Below are 18,388 nucleotides of genomic sequence, written 5' to 3'. Positions count from 1 at the left end.
TAACCTGTTTGAAGTGAATTCGAGGGAAGCAGTGGTCGCGGCGTATGGTAACTCAACGGGTCAGCCGCGCCGGGCTACTTCGGATAGAGCGGCGGCAAGCTGCCGCCATCGCCGACCGGGTCGAGCAACTGCTCGGCCGGCGGAATCGCATTGATCGCACGCCACAGATCGTCGCCCTGCCAGTGCTGGCCGCTCTCGCTGTAAAGCGCGCCGTTCAAGCCATCCAGCGCATCCGATAGCGGCACGAAGCGCGCCGCCATCTCGGCCAGCGTCTCCGGATGCTGGCGCGCCCAGGCATCCAGGGCCTGGCGGGTCGCCTGCGGGTCGTTGGCCTGGCACGCGCGTTTAAGGTCATCGAGCAAGGTCCGCGGGCTCGGGCCGGTCTGCGCCGCACGCAGCACCGCTGGCTGCGAGCGGGCTCGCCACCACAGCGTGAAACCGAGCACAGTGCTCAGGGCCAGCAGCAGGGTTGCCAGTTGCCACGGCCAGAGCAGGCGACTGGATGAACTGCTGTCACCCACCGGCGTCTCGGCGCTCAGGGCCGGGTTGTCCTGCACGCTGAGGCTGCGCGCCGGCAGGCTGGTGTTTTCCAGATGGTCTTCGCGGGTGTTCCACCAGGTGACTTCCAGCGCCGGCAGGGTCAATTCGCCGCTGTGGGTCGGCACCAGCGCTTCGCGCTCTTCGCGGTTGGCGGTCATACCGCGCTCGGTGACCTCGTTGCGCAGCAGTGGCTGGTCCGGGTAGCGGCGCAGGCCGATGATTTCGGTGGCCGGCAGCGGCGCCAGCTGGGTGCTCGAGAGGCCGTCGGCGCGCAGGGTAATACTGCGCGTCAGCGAGTCGCCGATCTGCACGGTCTGTTTGCTCGGGTCCGGGTTCCAGTGTTCTTCCAGGGTCAGGCTGCGCGCCGGCAGCCAGGCGGCGCCGGCTGGGTAATTGGCCGGTATCGGCCGCACGTTCAGGCGCAGCGGCAACGAGCTGACCTGGACCTGGCGGCCTGCGCGCGGGGCAGCAGACGGCTGCTCGCCGGTATCAGCGGCAGCAGCGGTGGCGGTAAAGGTCATCGGTGGAATATCGAGCGTGCCGCTTTGCTGCGGATACAGCGCGTAGCGCGTTTCGATCACGCCATGGCGCACGCCGTTGATCTCTTTCTCATAAGTACGCGACTCACCCAGCGGCTCGACCTTGGCGTTGTCCAGTTGCAATGGGCTGAGGCTGCTGTCGTCATACAGCGACACCGAATGATAGATGCGCAGGGTCAGCACGGCCTGGGCCTGAACGTAGACATCGTTGCTGTCCAGAGTTGCCTCGACGAACACCTGCGAGGCGCTTTCCGGGCGGTTGTCGCCGGCCTGCAGCACTTGCACCTCGATCGGCTGGCTGAACGACTGGCCCAGTTGCAGCGCGGGAATGCTCAGGCTGCCGCTGCGCCTTGGCAGCAGGGTGATGATCCAGCGAGTGCTGGCGCGGGTCTCGCCATCCAGCGTGTGCAGGCTGTTGAGCTGGCGCGTGCCACGCACATCGAAGTCGCCCTCCAGCGCACGCAGGTCGGGCTTGCCGAACTGGGTGACGTCCTCGCTTTCGAGGATCAGCTCCAAGGTTTCGCCGGCTTCCAGGCGGGTGCGATCGACGCTGGCCTGCAGCGGCGGTTGGGCCTGGACCTGAAGCATCCAGAGCAGACTGACAAGCAAGACGCCGCAGCGACTCATCGTGGGGTTTCCTGATGCAATTGCTGTTCATACCAGAATTTGCGCCGCAGCAGCTGCGCAGGGTTGTCCGGGATCTCCCGCAGCCACTGTTCCAGGGCCTGGCGTTGTTCGCCATCGAGGCTGGTGGAAACCGGGCGTTGCGGCGGTTGGGTAAGGTTATCGTCGTCACCCGCCTGATTGCCGGCGGGGGGCGGGGTGTTGCTGGCGCTGTCGCCTTGCTCCTGGCCGGCCTTGGCCTGGGGCTGGTCGGCATCGCCGGGTGCCTGATCGCTGGCCGAGCTGCTGTTGCCGTCGGTGTCCTTGCCGGGGGCGCCTTGTGCATCTTCCTTGGCTTGCTGCTCTTCGGCTTGGGCCTTGGCCTGGCGCTGCAGCAACAATTGCTGGACCAGCGCCTGGTTATCCAGCGCCGCTTGCAGATCCGGGCGCCGTTCCAGGGCCTGCTCGTAGGCGTCCAGGGCGGCTTCCAGCTGATCGGCGCGAGCCAGTGCGTTGCCTCGATTGTAGTGCGCGGCGGCGGAACTGCCTTGGGCGAAGGCCTTGGCCGCGCCCTCATAGTCGCCGGCCTGGTACAGGGCCATGCCGCGCCATTGCGGGTCTTCGAAGTGGCGCGCGGCAGCGGCGGGGCGCTGCTGCTCCAGCAGGCGCTGGCCTTGTTGGTCGGGGCGCAGCCACAGGTCGTTGAATTCAAAGGCCTGGCTGGGCTGCGGCAGGGAGAACAGCAGCGGCAGGCAGAACAGCCAGCCACGCCGCCCGGCGCAGGCGGCCAACAGCAGCAGCGGCAGCAGCAACCAGTAACCCTGATCAGCCCAGCTGTCCAGTTGCACGGTCTGGCCGTCGCTGCGCAGGGCGCGTGGATTGTCGTACAGGCCCAGCCCGCGCAGGTCGAGGTCGTCGATGCGGGCGTGGCGGTAGCGGCCACCGGTGCTGTTGATGAAGCCCTTGAGGCTGGCGCTGTCCAATCGTGGCAAGAGGATTGCGCCTTGCTCATCCTTGAGGAACTCGCCGTTTGCCTGGCGGACCGGCGCGCCTTCGCTGCTGCCGATGCCGAGCATCAACAGGTTTGGTCCTTGCCGGCCCAGGGCACGCAGAATGCCCTCGCGTTCGCTGTTGCTCAGGGATGAGCCGATCAATAGCAGGCGGCCTTGGCCGAGGCCGCTCTGGGCGAGCAGGGCCAGCCCCTTTTGCACGGCGAGGTCGGCGCGTTGGCCGGGTTGCGGCATGATCGACGGGTCGATCGCTTCCAGCAGGTTACGCGTGGTGCCAAGGTCATCCGACAGCGGCACCAGCGTGTGCGCACTGCCGGCGTAGACCACCAGCGCGGTCTGGCTGTCGCGGCGGTGCTCGAGCAGGTCGAGGATCTTGCGCCGGGCCTGTTCGAGGCGATTCGGCGTGCTGTCCTCGGCGAGCATCTGCGGGGTCAGCTCAAGCATGATCACCAGCGGGTCGGCCGGGCGCTGGCGGGTTTCCTCGACGCGTTGCCAGCTGCTGCCGAGCAGGGCCAGTACGATCAGTAGCCAGGCGCCGCCGAGGGCGATCCATGGCAGCTTGCTGTTGCTGCCACTGCCGCCACCGAGCAATACCGCATGAAACTGCGCCGGCAGAATCATCTGCCAGCGGCCCGCGCGCTTGCGCCGATGCCACAGCTTGAACAGCAGCCAGACGAGCAGCGGCACGGCCAGCAACCACAGCGGGCGCAGCCATTGGGGCCACAGATCGATCATCGCCGCCTCCGCAGGCGCAGACGCTTGAGGCGCTGGCGCCATTCCGGGTGCGGTTGCAGAAAACGTGGCCGGCGCAGGGCGCGCTGCAGCAGGTTGTCTGGCCATAGCGTGGTAATCACCAACAACACGCTGAGCAGCAGCACCAGAGCCAGCGGCCAGGCGTAGAGTTCTTTCGCGGTGCGGGTCTGGGTCGGTTGCTGAGCGACCGGTTCAAGCTGATCGAGGCTGTCGCCGATGGCATCCAGTTCAGCACCATCATGGGCGCGGAAGTATTTGCCGTGGGTGATGTCGGCGATTTCGCGCAGCGACGCTTCGTCCAGGTCCAGGCTTGGGTTGAGACCGAGTAAACCGGGGGTGCCGCTGGCTTCGGGGTTGGCACCAATGCCGATGGTATAGATGCGCACGTTCTCCTGGGCCGCCAGGCGGGCCGCGGTCAGCGGATGAATCTGCCCGCCGTTGTTGGCGCCGTCGGTAATCAGCACCAGCACCCGGCTCTGCGCCGGGCGTTGGCGCAGGCGCTTGACGGCCAGGCCAATGGCGTCGCCGATGGCGGTATTTTTGCCGGCGATGCCGATCTGCGCTTCGTCGAGGAAGGTGCGCACGGTACGTCGGTCGAAGGTCAGCGGCGCTTGCAGGTAGGCCTCGCTGCCGAACAGGATCAAGCCGACCCGGTCGCCCTGGCGATCCTGGAGAAAGTCGCCCATCAGCGCCTTGACCAAGTCCAGCCGGCTGATTTCGTCGTTCTGCCACTGCATGTCGGGGAAGTCCATCGAGCCGGACACATCAACGGCCACCAGCAGGTCGCGACCGCTGGCTTCCACCGGTACCGGTTCGCCCAGCCACTGCGGGCGCGCCGCTGCCAACAGCAGCAGCAGCCAGATCAGCACGAACGGCGCCTGCTGGCGCCAGGTGGGCAGATTGAGACGGGCACGGCGCCCGGCCAGGCCTTCGAGTTCGTTCATGAAGCCGACCTTGAGCACCGGCTCGCCGCTGTCGGCAGCCGGCAGCACCAGCCGTGCCAGCCACGGCAGCGGCAGCAGCACGAAGATCCACGGCCAGGCCAGTTCAAACATGCTTGCGAATCCAGATTTCGACCGCCTGGCTGAGGCCGACGATGGCTTTGTCGTCGAGCTTGCACTCGGGCTTGTAGGTGCCTTCGACCAGCACCATCCAGCGGGTCAAGCCTGCCGCCGGGCAGCGGTTGTCGAGAAACGCCAGCCACTGCCGGCCACTCAGGGTATGGCTGTTGGCGCCCGGATAATGGTTGCGGCACAGGCGTTTGAGCAGCGCGTTGATCTGCTGCAGCCAGGCACCGGCCGGCGCGCCGTCGTAGGGGCGCGGCAGGCGCGCGAGTTCGGCCAGGGCTGCTTCGCGGACCGGGTCAAGCGGCAGTTCGGCGCGCACTATGCGGCGTTTGCCCGGGCGCCAGTGGCGTTGTCGCCACAGGCCCCAGGCGAGCACCGGCAGCAGTGCCAGCAGCAGCCACCAGCCGGGCGCCGGCGGCCACAGGCTGATCGCCGGCGGCGCCAGCAACGGTTGCAGCTCGTCCAGCGGGTTCACTTGCGGTGCCCCGGGCGCTGCGCGTTGAGGTATTCACGCAGTTGCTCGACCATCTCGCTCTGGGTGCTCAGCGGCATCAGCACCACACGCAGTTTCTGCGCCAGCAGCTCCCAGCGCTCGATCCGCGCTTCGGCTTGCTGGCGGTAGGCCTGGCGCAGATTGCCGTCGAGGGTATCCAGCTCCAACTGCGCGCCGCGTTGGCCGAAGCGCAGCAGGCCGGCGGCAGGCAGGGCATGATCGAGTGGGTCGGAAACCGGCATCAGCAGCACATCGCAATGGCGTGAGAGCATCGACAGATGCTGCTCGATGCCTTCGCTGAGGGCGCGTTCATCGCAGATGACGATGGCCAGGCTGCCTGGGCGCAGGACTTCGCGCGCCCGGCGCAGGGCCAGCGACAGGCTGTCGGCCTGAGGCACGGCCTCGGGGTGCAGTGACTGATTGACCTTGGCCAGGCGGTTGAGGAGCTGCAACAGGCTTTGCTTGCTGCGCCTTGGCTTGACTTCATAGTGCTCGTTATCGCCGAACACCAGCCCGCCGATGCGGTCGTTGTGGCCCAGTGCCGCCCAACCGAACAGCGCAGCCGCCTGAGCGGCCAGCACCGATTTGAAGGTCAGCCCGGAGCTGAAGAACAAGCGCTGGCTCTGCTCGACCATGATGAAGATCGGCCGCTCGCGCTCTTCATGGAACAGCTTGGTGTGCGGCTCCTGAGTGCGCGCGGTCACCCGCCAGTCGATGTTGCGCACGTCGTCGCCGGCCTGGTAGACCCGCACCTGGTCGAAATCGACCCCACGCCCGCGCAACTTCGACAGGTGCAGGCCCACCAGCGGGCTGCGCTGGCCGGGCCGCGAGAACAGCTGAATCTCGCGCACGCGGTGGCGCATGTCGATCAGCTCGCTGAGGCTGGTGCGGATACCAGGTTCGGCCAATTGTGCGGTGGGCATGGGCGTCAGGCGACCGCGAAGCCGCGCAGGTCTTGCCGCGCTGTGCGTGCGTCAGGATGGTGCATGGTTGACGGTTCCTGGGTAGGGAGCGCATCGGCCAGGGGGCGAGCTGCGCAGAGCGCAATACTTTAAAGCATCCGCAGCATCGCCGACCAACGTGAATGCTAAAAAACTGACTGCAACTGCGGCGTGTGGCCTTCGTCTGCACCGCTGATCACACGGTACTCACAGATTTGGCTGATGCTCGCGTGCAGGCCGTGTGCCGTTCAATGGTGCCCTTGATCACGGAGGTTCAACCATGGCAACGGAACATGAGCCAACCACGCTGCGTATCGGCGTGTTTTTCGATGGCACAGGCAACAACCGCAGCAACGCCGTCAAAGGGGACGAGCCTGTGCCCGAGCAGGCAACGGGTAGCTACGCGAGTGCACTCTCCAATATAGCCTTGTTGTATGACGCCTACCCAGTCGCGCGAGGATTTCTGAGCCTGTATGTTGAAGGGCCAGGAACCCTCCAGGGCAAACCGGATTCCGACATTGGCTGGTATACCGGTAGCGGCGGAACCGGGGTTCGTCAACGCCTCGGGCAAGCTGCCTTGGCCCTGGCCGCGAAATTACAGGCCTGGCGACAGAGCCATCCCTCGGTGCAGCTTCAGGCGCTGAAATTTGACCTGTTTGGTTTCAGTCGCGGTGCGGCTGGCGCGCGAGCGTTTGCCAATGACCTAGGCAAAGGCACTCAAAGCCTGCTTGCGCAAGCCTGCGATTTCTCACCATGCCTGGGATGGGAGCAGGGCGTCGCTATCGACTTCATAGGTCTATTTGACACCGTCGGGGCCATCGTCGAACCGCTGAAGTTCAATTTCACCTCGACCAATGGCGACTACGGACAGTTGCATCTGGCCCTGGCGCCGGGCGTCGCCGGCAAGGTCATACAGTTGGTAGCGGCTGACGAGCATCGCTACAACTATCCGCTGGTCGCGACCGGCAACGACCTGCGTTTGCCCGGTGCCCATGCCGATCTCGGCGGCGGCTATCTGCAAGTGAGCCGCGAAAAAATCGACCTGTCTCGTGTGCAAACGAGTGATTTGAATGCGGATGCCGATCCGCTCGACAGCGAGGCTTACGCTGCGGCGCTCGCGCTGGCTGCAGACTATACCGATGTACCTGGGCTCACGCCGCAAGTGCGGGTGTGGGAAGCGCGGGCAGGCTTGCTTGGACAGCGCAAGACCGTGAATGCCGTGCTGCATCGTGAGCGCGAGGTTCATGGTCATTTGTCGCGAGTCTATCTGAGGATCATGCATGCCCTTGCGGTCGACTCGCAGGTGCCGATGCAGCCGCTGTCGGCGCCCTCGCCAGGTTGGGAGCTGCCTCAGGATTTGCTGGTTATCGCTGGCAAACTGGAAGATTTCGCCCTGGGCCGCTCGTCGGAGATTGGCCTGACCGAGACAGAGCGACACTTGCTGTACCGCAAATACGTGCACACCACGGCGAATTGGGAGGCATTCACTGCCTGCGGGTTTCTGCCAGACGATCTGGTCTATCTCAACCGCCCGGCTGATGAGGGGCGGTTGGTAGAGCCAAACGTCTGATCGGCCTCAGGCAACGGCAACCACATCAAGGATGCGCTGGACCACGCGGTCCTGATCGACCCCGGCCGCTTCCGCCTCGAACGACAGGATCACCCGGTGGCGCAGCACGTCGAACAGCACCGCCTGGATATCCTCGGGGCTGACGAAGTCGCGCCCGGCCAGCCAGGCGTGCGCACGGGCGCAACGGTCAAGCGCGATAGATCCACGCGGGCTGGCGCCGTAGGCGATCCAGTCAGCCAGGTCGCTGTCGAACTTGGCCGGGGTGCGCGTGGCCATCACCAGTTGCACCAGGTATTCCTCCACTGCATCGGCCATGTACAGGCCGAGGATTTCCTTGCGCGCAGCAAAAATCGCCTGCTGGCTGACCCGCCGCTCGGGCTTGGTCTCGCCATTGAGCGCCTCGCCGCGGGCCTGCTGCAGAATGCGCCGTTCGACTGCCGCGTCGGGGAAGCCCATCTTGACGTGCATCAGGAAGCGGTCGAGCTGAGCTTCGGGCAGCGGGTAGGTGCCTTCCTGCTCGATCGGGTTCTGCGTGGCCATCACCAGAAACAGCGGCGACAGGTCGTAGGTGCTGCGGCCGACACTGACCTGGCGCTCGGCCATGGCCTCGAGCAGTGCTGACTGAACCTTGGCCGGCGCGCGGTTGATCTCGTCGGCCAGCACCAGGTTGTGAAAGATCGGCCCCTGCTGGAAGACAAAGCTGCCGGTTTCCGGGCGGTAGATCTCGGTTCCGGTGATATCGGCGGGGAGCAGGTCGGGGGTGAACTGGATGCGGTGGAATTGCGCCTCGACGCCCTCGGCCAGCTCCTTGATCGCCTTGGTCTTGGCCAGCCCCGGGGCGCCTTCGACCAGCATGTGGCCATCGGCAAGGAGGACGATCAGCAGGCGTTCGACCAGTTTTTCCTGGCCCAGAATCTGGGAGGAAAGAAAGGTGCGTAGCGCGTTCAGCGCTTCACGGTGTTCCATCGGCGACGGTTCCTGGAGAGAGGCCGGGGAGTTGCCAGCAGGCAGCCCGGGCAGGGCCTGCTACTTTAATCCATCCGGGGTGGTGACGACCAATGGCAGAGGCGAAATTTATCGCTGGCGCAGGCTGTTGGGCGTCACGGGCCACTGCCCTGTTTGCAGTGAGGTCGCCAACAGGGCGGTGGCGCTGGGCGGCCGTCAGTTTTTCGAGCTGGAGTGCTTGCGGCCTTGATCAAAGAACGCAAACACCACAACCAATATCCCGGCAATGGTCAGCATCAGCGCGACGCCGTCGGTGGAATGCGTCGCCGAGCTGGCCACCAGGGCCAGCCCGCCCAACGGCGCCAGGCCGCCGGCCACGGCAGTACCGACTTCGCGGCCCGTGCCAAACCCGGATGAGCGGGTCTGGGTCGGGAACTGGCGGCTGAGGAACGAGCCCTGCGGGGCAAACATCATCGGTGCCAGAATCCCGGTGCCGATCCCGATCGCCAGGTAGATCATGCTCGGCTCGCCGGTGCTCAGCAACTGCAGGAATGGGTAGGCGAACAGGGCAGACAGCACGCCACCCAGCATCAACACGGTCTTGCTGCTCCAACGGTCGCACAGCCAACCGAAGAACGGCACGGCAAAGATCGCAACCAGGCTGGCGATGGTCACCGACAGCGACGTGACGTGCGCCTCTACACCTTTGAACTGGGTCAGGTAGGCCAGCGAGAATGTCTTGAAGATGTAGCTCAGGGCGTTGTAGCCGATGGCGACGAAGAACACCACGGCGAGGCCTTTCAGGTCATTTTTGAACAGCAGTTTCAGCGTTGATATCTGCGGCTTGGCGTCGGAGCGATCGAGTTCCTTGAAGTCTGGGGTTTCCGGAATGCTCTTGCGCACCCACAGGCCCACTGCCACCAGCACGATGCTGGCAATGAACGGGATGCGCCAGCCACCGGCGAGCAGGAAGTCATTGCCATTCATGGTCAGCAGGTAGACGGTCAGCGACGACAGCAGCAGGCCCAGATTCAAGCCCAGTGCCGGCCAGGCGCCTTGGCTGCCGCGCTTGCCTTCGCTGGCATGTTCATAGGAGGTAACGGCCGCCCCCGACAGCTCTGCGCCCGCACCCAGGCCTTGAATGATCCGGATCACCACCAGCAGGATCGGCGCCCACACGCCGATCGTTGCATAGCTTGGAATCAAGCCGATCAGCGCGGTGCATACGCCCATCATGCAAAAGGTGATCACCAGTACGTGTTTGCGTCCGAACCGGTCGCCCAGGTAGCCGAACAGGACGCCGCCGAAGGGCCGGGCGATGAAGCCGATGGCGAATGTCGAGAACGCCAGCAGCGATGCTACGGCAGGGTTGCTGGCGTCGAAGAAGATCTTCGAGAAGACGATCGCGGCCATGGTGGCGTACAGGTAAAAGTCGTACCACTCCAGCATCGAGCCGAAAATGGTCGCCGCGGCCACTTTGCGCAGGCGTTTGCGTGTCTGTTCTGGCGTTTCACTTGCGGTCACTGCTGCTTGATGTACCGACATCTGATTGTCCTTATTGTCTTTGTAGTTAGGGGTGCAGCTCAGCGGGCGTTGAGGATCTTTTCGGCGATCATCTGACCGATCGGGATGGCCGAGGTGGCAGCGGGCGAGGGCGCATTGCAGACATGCACCATGCGCGGTGTCTCGGCGAACAGAAAGTCATGTACCAGGCTGCCGTCACGCATCACCGCCTGGGCACGGATGCCGGCTTCGTAAGGCAGCAGGTCGTCGACCTCGAGCGACGGGCAGTACTTGCGGCACTGCTGCAGATAGCCGCGTTTGAACAGCGAGTTCTTCATCTCGGCGGTACCCGAGCCGAGGTTGTTCCAGAGGGTTTTCCAGAAGCCCGGGAAACGCGCGAATTCGCCGATATCGGCCCAGTTGCGGGCGAACTTGCGGTAATCCTCGCGGGCAAAACCGAGTACCGCGTTGGGTCCGACGGTTACACTGCCGTCGATCATGCGGGTCAGGTGGACCCCCAGAAACGGCAGTTGCGGATCCGGAATCGGGTAGATCAGGTGGTTGACGACCTGGCTTTTGCTCGCAGGCAAGCGGTAGTACTCGCCACGGAACGGGATGATCTGGTGATCGATGCGCACGCCGGCCAGGCGTGCCAGGCGGTCGGACTGCAAACCAGCGCAGGCCACCAACTGGCGCGCCTGCCAGCGGTGCTCGTCGCTGCATACCTCGACATGCTCGGAGTATTCCTTGATCGAGCGGACGCTGGTCGACAGGCGCAGCTCGCCGCCAGCGCGTTCGATTACCTTGGCCATTGCCTGGCACACCTGGCGGTAATCGACGATCCCGGTGGCATCGACGAACAGCGCGCCCAGCCCTGCGATGTTGGGTTCGCGGCGGTTGAGCTCAGCGGCGTCGAGCTGCTCGACCTTCAACCCGTTTTCCTGCGAGCGCTGATACAGCGCCTGCATGCGCTGCATCTCCAGTTCGTTGGAGGCAACCAGCAGTTTGCCGCAGACCTGGAAATGGATGCCGTGTTCGCTGCAGAAGTCTTTGGTCGCTTGCGCGCCGCGTTTGCACAGCTCGGCCTTGAGGCTGCCAGGCGCGTAGTAAATCCCGGCATGGATCACGCCGCTGTTGTGGCCTGTCTGGTGGCGGCCGAGGCTGGCCTCTTTTTCCACGATCAGCAACGAAGCGCCGGGGCGCTGCTCGAGCAGTGCCATCGCTGTGGCCAGGCCGACGATGCCGCCGCCGATGATCAAGTAGTCGTAAGTCATGCAGGGTACCTTGGCATTCTTGTCAGTTGATCTGCTTATCAGGTTGTCAGACTAAGTGGTGCGTTAAAAACCCTGCCTTGATTGGGCAGGGTCGGTTTGCTCGGTTCAGTTCAGTTCAGGAAGCTCAATTTTCAGGCGTTTGGCCGAGGCCCGCAGATGCGCTTCGGCGCAGCTCGCAGCGGCGTGACGGTCGCCATCGGCGATGGCCTGATACAACGCCTGATGTTCCCGGTTGGCGTCTGCCGGGCCGCCTACCGCAGGCGACGCCGAGTTTTCCCAGGCACGCTGCCGCGCGGCGGCCAACTGGCTGCCGAGAAAGTCATGAAAGGCGACGAAGTAGTCGTTCTTGCTCGCCTCGGCGATGGCCCGGTGAAAGGCCACGTCGGCGGCCGCGGCGGCGGCCAGGTCATTGCGCGGGTCGAGCATCTGCTCCAGCGCTGCAGCGATGTTGCTCAGGTCGCCGGCATCGCGGCGACGGGCAGCGATGGCGGCCGCTTGGGTTTCGATCCACAGGCGCATTTCGAACATCTGCACCAGATCAGGCTTGCGCCCGTTGCTGCCGGGGAAGCGAAACACCGTGCCATGGGGCGTCTGCGAGATATACGAGCCCAGGCCACGACGGGCGATCAGCACCCCGTCGGCCTTGAGCTGAGCCACTGCCTCGCGCACCACCGAGCGGCTGACGTTGAGTTGCTCGGCCAGTTGCTGTTCGGTGGGCAGGCGTGCTTCGGCAGCCAGGCGGCCGCTGTCGATTTCCGCACGGATGGCGCCGACAACCCTTTCTACCAGAGTATCTGGGCGCTGTAGCTCTAACATGGACGGAGTGCCTATTGATCAGGTTGTCAGACAATGCCCGCTATCCGCTGTGTCTGTCAATTATTTCCCCAGCTCAGCCAGATTACAGCTCGCTGACGTAAGTGCCGGTGCCGTTCAGAATGATCCGTAAAGTCTCGTCGATCTCGGCCAGGTCATTGCCGTCACTGGTCAATACGATCTCCAGGGTCTCATCGCCCTTGAGGGCGTCGGTGTCACCTGCGGCAACTTCCAGCAGCAGGCGCTTGGCGCTGAAGGTGATTTTGATGCCGTCCAGGGTCGACGGCTCATCGTCCAGGGTCAGGTCGACGGTGTCTTCGTCCGGGTAGCGGGTCAGCAGGAACATCTGGCCCTGGTCGCTGTGGCAGCACAGGGTCGCCATGTTGTCTTCTTCATCATCGCAAGGGGTGGCGAACAGCAGGGGGGTGGTCAGTTGCATGGTCGGCTCGAATTGACGAAATGAAATGGAATTCTGCCAGTCTTGGGCCGTTCCATAAACGAATGTTACCGGGCATTGACCGAATATGTCGCAGCGCTGCAAGCCGCGGTGACCGCTCAGTCGTTAAGCTGCGCAGTCGATGGGTCCCCGTAAAGGCACAGCCACAGGCAGTCGCTTTTGCAGGTACCCAACAGATGAGCGTGGCAAACACGCTCAGCGCCTGGTTTCATCGGCCTGTTTTGCCCCGGGTTGCTATTGTTGATCCCAGGCAACACGCACATGCACGACGCTTCACTACAAAACAAAGCCCAAGCGGAGTACCACAGATGGCGTTTTTCACCGCAGCCAGCAAAGCCGACTTCCAGCACCAACTGCAAGCGGCCCTGGCGCAGCACATCAGCGAACAGTCACTGCCACAAGTGGCACTGTTCGCCGAACAGTTCTTCGGCATCATCTCTCTGGACGAACTTACCCAGCGGCGGCTTTCCGACCTGGCTGGCTGCACCCTGTCTGCCTGGCGCATCATCGAGCGCTTCGACCCTGAAACCCCGCTGGTGCGGGTGTACAACCCCGACTACGAGCGCAATGGCTGGCAGTCGACCCACAGTGTGGTCGAAGTCCTGCACCATGACCTGCCGTTCCTGGTCGACTCGGTACGCACCGAGCTGAACCGCCGCGGCTACAGCATCCACACCCTGCAGACCACCGTGCTCAGCGTGCGCCGCGGCGCCAAGGGCGAACTGCTCGAGCTGCTGCCCAAAGGCACCCACGGTGACGGCGTTCAACATGAATCGCTGATGTACCTGGAAATCGACCGTTGTGCCAACGCAGCCGAACTGAGCTCGCTGGCCCGGGAAATCGAACAGGTCCTGGCTGAAGTGCGCGTTGCGGTTGCCGACTTCGAACCGATGAAAGCCAAGCTGCGCGAAGTGGCGGCGCTGGTCGAGCAGACCCCGTACCCGCAAGCCCAGCACGAGAAGGCCGAGGTCAAGGCGTTCCTCGAGTGGTTGCTGGATAACCACTTCACCTTCCTCGGCTATGAAGAATTCACCGTCGAGGGCGGCGCCGATGGCGGCCGCATGAACTACGACGAGCAGTCCTTCCTCGGCCTGCCACGTCGCCTGCGCATCGGCCTGACCGCCGAAGAGCTGCGCATCGAAGACTACGCTGTGGCCTACCTCAACGAGCCGCTGCTGCTGTCCTTCGCCAAGGCTGCACTGCCGAGCCGTGTGCACCGCCCGGCCTACCCGGACTATGTGTCGATCCGCCAGCTGGATGCCGACGGCAAGGTCATCAAGGAATGCCGCTTCATGGGCCTGTACACCTCGTCGGTGTATGGCGAGAGCGTGCATGCCATTCCGTACATCCGCGGCAAGGTAGCCGAAGTCGAGCGCCGCTCCGGCTTCGATGCCAAGGCCCACCTGGGCAAGGAACTGGCGCAGGTGCTCGAAGTGCTGCCGCGCGACGACCTGTTCCAGACCCCGATCGACGAGCTGTCCAGCACTGTCATGTCGATCGTGCAGATCCAGGAGCGCAACAAGATCCGCGTGTTCCTGCGCAAAGACCCTTACGGCCGCTTCTGCTACTGCCTGGCCTATGTACCGCGCGAGGTCTACTCGACCGAAGTGCGCCAGAAGATCCAGCAAGTGTTGATGGAGCGCCTGAAGGCCAGCGATTGCGAATTCTGGACGTTCTTCTCCGAGTCGGTACTGGCGCGCGTGCAACTGATTCTGCGGGTAGACCCGAAGAACCGCATCGACATCGACCCGCAGCAGCTGGAAAACGAAGTGATCCAGGCCTGCCGTTCGTGGCAGGACGATTACTCCGCACTGGTCGTGGAAAACTTCGGCGAAGCTCAGGGCACCAATATCCTGGCGGACTTCCCCAAGGGTTTCCCGGCGGGCTACCGCGAGCGCTTTGGCGCCCATTCGGCGGTCGTCGACCTGCAACATGTGCTGGCCCTGAACGAAGCCAAGCCGCTGGCGATGAGCTTCTATCAGCCCCTGGGCCAGTACGGCGAGCGTCTGCTGCATTGCAAGCTGTACCACGCCGATACCCCGCTGGCGCTGTCGGACGTGCTGCCGATCCTGGAGAACCTTGGCCTGCGTGTGCTGGGTGAGTTCCCGTACCGCCTGCGCCACGCCAATGGCCGCGAGTACTGGATCCACGACTTTGCATTCACCTACAGCGAAGGCCTGAGCCTGGATATCCAGCAGCTCAACGACACTCTGCAGGATGCCTTCATCCATATCGTCAAGGGCGACGCCGAAAACGACGCCTTCAACCGCCTGGTACTGACCGCCGGCCTGCCATGGCGTGATGTGGCGCTGCTGCGCGCCTACGCCCGCTACATGAAGCAGATTCGTCTGGGCTTCGATCTGGGCTACATCGCCAGCACCCTGAACAACCACACCGACATCGCGCGCGAGCTGACCCGGCTGTTCAAGACCCGCTTCTACCTGGCACGCAAGCTCACCCAGGATGATCTGGAAGACAAGCAGCTGCGTCTGGAACAGGCCATCAACAGCGCCCTGGATGACGTTCAGGTGCTCAACGAAGACCGCATCCTGCGTCGCTACCTGGACCTGATCAAAGCCACCCTGCGTACCAACTTCTATCAGCCGGACAGCAGCGGCCAGGCCAAGTCGTACTTCAGCTTCAAGTTCAACCCCAAGCTGATCCCCGAACTGCCCAAGCCGGTGCCCAAGTTCGAGATATTCGTCTACTCGCCGCGTGTCGAAGGCGTCCACCTGCGCTTCGGCAACGTCGCCCGTGGCGGCCTGCGCTGGTCGGACCGTGAAGAAGACTACCGCACCGAAGTGCTCGGCCTGGTCAAGGCGCAGCAGGTGAAGAACTCGGTGATCGTGCCGGTCGGCGCCAAGGGCGGTTTCCTGCCCCGGCGCCTGCCGCTGGGCGGCAGCCGTGACGACATCGCCGCTGAAGGTATCGCCTGCTACCGCATCTTCATCTCGGGCCTGCTCGACATCACCGATAACCTCAAGGACGGCGGCGTCGTGCCACCGGCCAACGTGGTGCGGCATGACGATGACGACCCGTACCTGGTGGTGGCGGCCGACAAAGGCACCGCGACCTTCTCCGACATCGCCAACGGCATTGCCATCGACTACGGCTTCTGGCTCGGAGACGCGTTCGCCTCGGGCGGCTCGGCTGGTTACGACCACAAGAAGATGGGTATCACTGCCCGCGGCGCCTGGGTGGGCGTCCAGCGCCACTTCCGTGAGCGCGGCATCAACGTCCAGCAAGATTCGATCACGGTGGTCGGCGTCGGCGACATGGCCGGTGACGTCTTCGGTAACGGCTTGCTGATGTCCGACAAGCTGCAACTGGTGGCTGCCTTCAACCACCTGCACATCTTCATCGACCCTAATCCGGACCCGGCCAGCAGCTTCGCCGAGCGCCAGCGCTTGTTCGACCTGCCACGTTCGGCATGGACCGATTACGATACCAGCATCATGTCCGCAGGCGGCGGGATCTTCCCGCGTAGCGCCAAGAGCATCAGCATCAGCCCGCAGATGAAGGAACGCTTCGCCATCGAAGCCGACCGTCTGACGCCGACCGAGCTGCTGCACGCGCTGCTGCAGGCGCCGGTCGATCTGCTCTGGAACGGCGGTATCGGTACCTACGTCAAAGCCAGCAGCGAAAGCCACGCCGACGTCGGCGACAAGGCCAACGACGCCTTGCGCGTCAACGGCAACGAGCTGCGCTGCAAGGTAGTGGGCGAGGGCGGCAACCTGGGCATGACCCAGCTTGGCCGGGTCGAGTACGGCCTCAACGGCGGTGCGACCAACACTGACTTCATCGACAATGCCGGTGGCGTCGACTGCTCCGACCACGAAGTCAATATCAAGATCCTGCTCAACGAAGTGGTGCAGGGTGGCGACATGACCGAGAAGCAGCGCAACCAGCTGCTCGGCAGCATGACCGAAGAAGTTGGCGCGCTGGTATTGGGCAACAACTACAAGCAGACCCAGGCGCTGTCGCTGGCGGCCCGTCGCGTACGCGAGCGGATTGCCGAGTACAAGCGCCTGATGGCCGACCTTGAAGCGCGCGGCAAGCTCGATCGGGCGATCGAATTCCTGCCGTCCGAAGAGCAACTGGCCGAGCGTCTGGCCGCAGGCCAGGGCCTGACCCGGGCCGAGCTGTCGGTGCTGATTTCGTACAGCAAGATCGACCTCAAAGAGCAACTGCTGAAATCGCAGGTGCCGGATGACGACTATCTGACCCGCGACATGGAGACGGCCTTCCCGCCGTCACTGCTCAACCAGTTCGGCGAGGCCATGCGCCGTCACCGTCTGAAGCGCGAGATCGTCAGCACCCAGATCGCCAATGACCTGGTCAACAACATGGGCATCACCTTTGTCCAGCGGCTCAAGGAGTCGACTGGCATGAGCCCGGCCAACGTCGCCGGGGCCTATGTGATCGTGCGCGATATCTTCCATCTGCCGCATTGGTTCCGCCAGATCGAGGCGTTGGACTATCAGGTCCCGGCCGAGATTCAGCTGACCCTGATGGATGAGCTGATGCGTCTGGGCCGCCGCGCCACGCGCTGGTTCCTGCGTAGCCGTCGCAACGAGCAGGATGCAGGCCGTGATGTGGCGCACTTCGGGCCGAAGATCGCCCAGCTTGGGCTGAAACTGGACGAGCTGCTGGAAGGGCCGACCCGTGAGCGCTGGCAGGTGCGTTATCAGGGCTTCGTCGAGGCTGGTGTGCCCGAGTTGCTGGCGCGGATGGTTGCCGGGACCACGCATTTGTACACGCTGCTGCCGATCATCGAGGCTTCGGATGTGACCGGGCATGACCCGGCGCAGGTGGCCAAGGCGTTCTTCGCGGTGGGCAGTGCGTTGGATCTGACCTGGTACCTGCAGGAGATCAGCAACTTGCCGGTGGAGAACAACTGGCAGGCGCTGGCGCGTGAGGCGTTCCGTGACGATATCGACCTGCAGCAGCGGGCGATCACCATTTCTGTGCTGCAGATGGCCGATGCGCCGCAGGACATGGATGCGCGGGTGGCATTGTGGTCTGAGCAGCGGCGGGTGATGGTGGAGCGCTGGCGCGCGATGCTGGATGATCTGCGCAGTGCTTCGGGGCATGACTATGCGATGTATGCGGTCGCTAACCGGGAGTTGGTTGATCTGGCTATGAGTGGGCAGGCTGTGGTTGTGCCTTCCTGATAGCTGATTTGGTTGGTTTGTGAGTGAGAGACCCTGGTGCCTTTGGTGCCGGGGTTTTTTGCTTTTAGGGGTTTGGGGCTTATCCGGATTTTGTGGTGGGTTTGCGGGCCCCTTTCGCCCTTACGGCGAGTCACTTTTTTGGCAAACGCCCCAAAAAAATGCTTGGCTCCACATCCGGCCCCTTCGCTGCGCTGCGGGGTTCCCTCGCTCCGGCCTCCTGAGTCGCCAGTGGATCAAGAGCAAGATCAAGATCAACAGCTGGGCCGCTGCGCGACCCTTCGCGGCGGTCTGGCGTCCCGGTGAACCCGCTCCCACAGGGTCAGCGTTGTTCATGAGTTGTGTAGCAAATTTGCTGGAGCGCCGTAGCGTCCAAAGGGATTAATGCTGACCTGAGACCCCGCAGATCCCTGTGGGAGCGGGCTTGCCCGCGAAGGGCCGCAAAGCGGCCCTAGCTTTTGACTGTCGCTTTTGATCTGCGCCAGCGCAGCGAGGCGTGCTCTTGATCTACCCGCGACCTCAGGAGGCCGAACGCAGGCATTGCGAAGGGAGGTGCCGGCCATGGATGGCCGGCAAGCGCTGCGGGCCAGGATGGCCCGTTCAGCGCGGTCCCTCCGGGAGCAATGCCGGAGTGAGGGAACCCCGGAGGGTAGCGCAGGGGCCGTATGTGGGAGCCAGGCCTTTTTGGTTACTTTTTGGGGCGTTTGCC

Annotated in this window: 12 protein-coding genes; 2 read left to right on the top strand and 10 right to left on the bottom strand. The window is 63.9% G+C overall.

Going from position 1 to position 18,388, the window contains the following annotated elements; genetic code table 11:
• Nucleotides 1–74 precede the first annotated feature (74 nt).
• From AC58X1_RS07640 to AC58X1_RS07620, 5 genes are read right to left on the bottom strand one after another with little or no spacing between them, the layout of a single operon-like run.
• Nucleotides 75–1,706 (bottom strand): BatD family protein, encoded by a 1,632-nt coding sequence (locus AC58X1_RS07640; RefSeq protein WP_150570226.1) that lies wholly within the window; start codon nt 1,704–1,706, stop codon nt 75–77.
• The gene (locus tag AC58X1_RS07635; RefSeq protein ID WP_312390865.1) at nt 1,703–3,427 is read right to left on the bottom strand and encodes a vWA domain-containing protein; all 1,725 of its coding nucleotides are present in this window, start codon (nt 3,425–3,427) and stop codon (nt 1,703–1,705) included. Before AC58X1_RS07635 ends, AC58X1_RS07640 begins: the two co-directional genes overlap by 4 nt.
• Nucleotides 3,424–4,500, bottom strand: a complete 1,077-nt coding sequence (locus tag AC58X1_RS07630) for a vWA domain-containing protein (RefSeq protein ID WP_101321354.1) — start codon at nt 4,498–4,500, stop codon at nt 3,424–3,426. Before AC58X1_RS07630 ends, AC58X1_RS07635 begins: the two co-directional genes overlap by 4 nt.
• On the bottom strand, nt 4,493–4,987 hold the full coding sequence (locus tag AC58X1_RS07625; protein WP_401182275.1) for a DUF4381 domain-containing protein: 495 nt from the start codon (nt 4,985–4,987) through the stop codon (nt 4,493–4,495). The genes AC58X1_RS07630 and AC58X1_RS07625 overlap by 8 nt, the downstream gene beginning before the upstream one ends.
• Entirely contained in the window at nt 4,984–5,928 is a 945-nt protein-coding gene (locus AC58X1_RS07620) for a DUF58 domain-containing protein (protein ID WP_101321350.1), read from the bottom strand. Before AC58X1_RS07620 ends, AC58X1_RS07625 begins: the two co-directional genes overlap by 4 nt.
• A 298-nt stretch (nt 5,929–6,226) precedes the next feature.
• Between AC58X1_RS07620 and AC58X1_RS07615 the strand changes: the two genes are divergently transcribed.
• On the top strand, nt 6,227–7,516 hold the full coding sequence (locus AC58X1_RS07615; RefSeq protein WP_497428590.1) for a T6SS phospholipase effector Tle1-like catalytic domain-containing protein: 1,290 nt from the start codon (nt 6,227–6,229) through the stop codon (nt 7,514–7,516).
• 6 nt (nt 7,517–7,522) lie between these two features.
• On the opposite strand, the gene AC58X1_RS07610 is transcribed toward AC58X1_RS07615, so the two are convergent.
• From AC58X1_RS07610 to AC58X1_RS07590, 5 genes are all read right to left on the bottom strand, one after another.
• Entirely contained in the window at nt 7,523–8,482 is a 960-nt protein-coding gene (locus AC58X1_RS07610) for an AAA family ATPase (protein WP_101321346.1), read from the bottom strand.
• Between the two features lie 195 nt (nt 8,483–8,677).
• Entirely contained in the window at nt 8,678–10,006 is a 1,329-nt protein-coding gene (locus AC58X1_RS07605; protein WP_497428589.1) for an MFS transporter, read from the bottom strand.
• A gap of 38 nt (nt 10,007–10,044) precedes the next feature.
• Entirely contained in the window at nt 10,045–11,238 is a 1,194-nt protein-coding gene (gene lhgD / locus AC58X1_RS07600) for an L-2-hydroxyglutarate dehydrogenase (protein ID WP_497428588.1), read from the bottom strand.
• Nucleotides 11,239–11,343: 105 nt separating this feature from the next.
• Entirely contained in the window at nt 11,344–12,054 is a 711-nt protein-coding gene (locus AC58X1_RS07595) for a FadR/GntR family transcriptional regulator (protein WP_103438073.1), read from the bottom strand.
• An 82-nt stretch (nt 12,055–12,136) separates the two neighbouring features.
• A complete protein-coding gene (locus tag AC58X1_RS07590) occupies nt 12,137–12,490 on the bottom strand; it encodes a hypothetical protein (RefSeq protein WP_101321337.1) in 354 nt (117 codons plus the stop codon).
• Between the two features lie 326 nt (nt 12,491–12,816).
• Between AC58X1_RS07590 and AC58X1_RS07585 the strand changes: the two genes are divergently transcribed.
• The gene (locus AC58X1_RS07585; protein ID WP_101321335.1) at nt 12,817–17,682 is read left to right on the top strand and encodes an NAD-glutamate dehydrogenase; all 4,866 of its coding nucleotides are present in this window, start codon (nt 12,817–12,819) and stop codon (nt 17,680–17,682) included.
• The last annotated feature ends 706 nt before the right edge of the window (nt 17,683–18,388 follow it).

It is taken from the genome of Pseudomonas sp. PGPR N4, from assembly GCF_059693665.1.
This window is presented reverse-complemented; position numbering and strand designations above follow the sequence as displayed.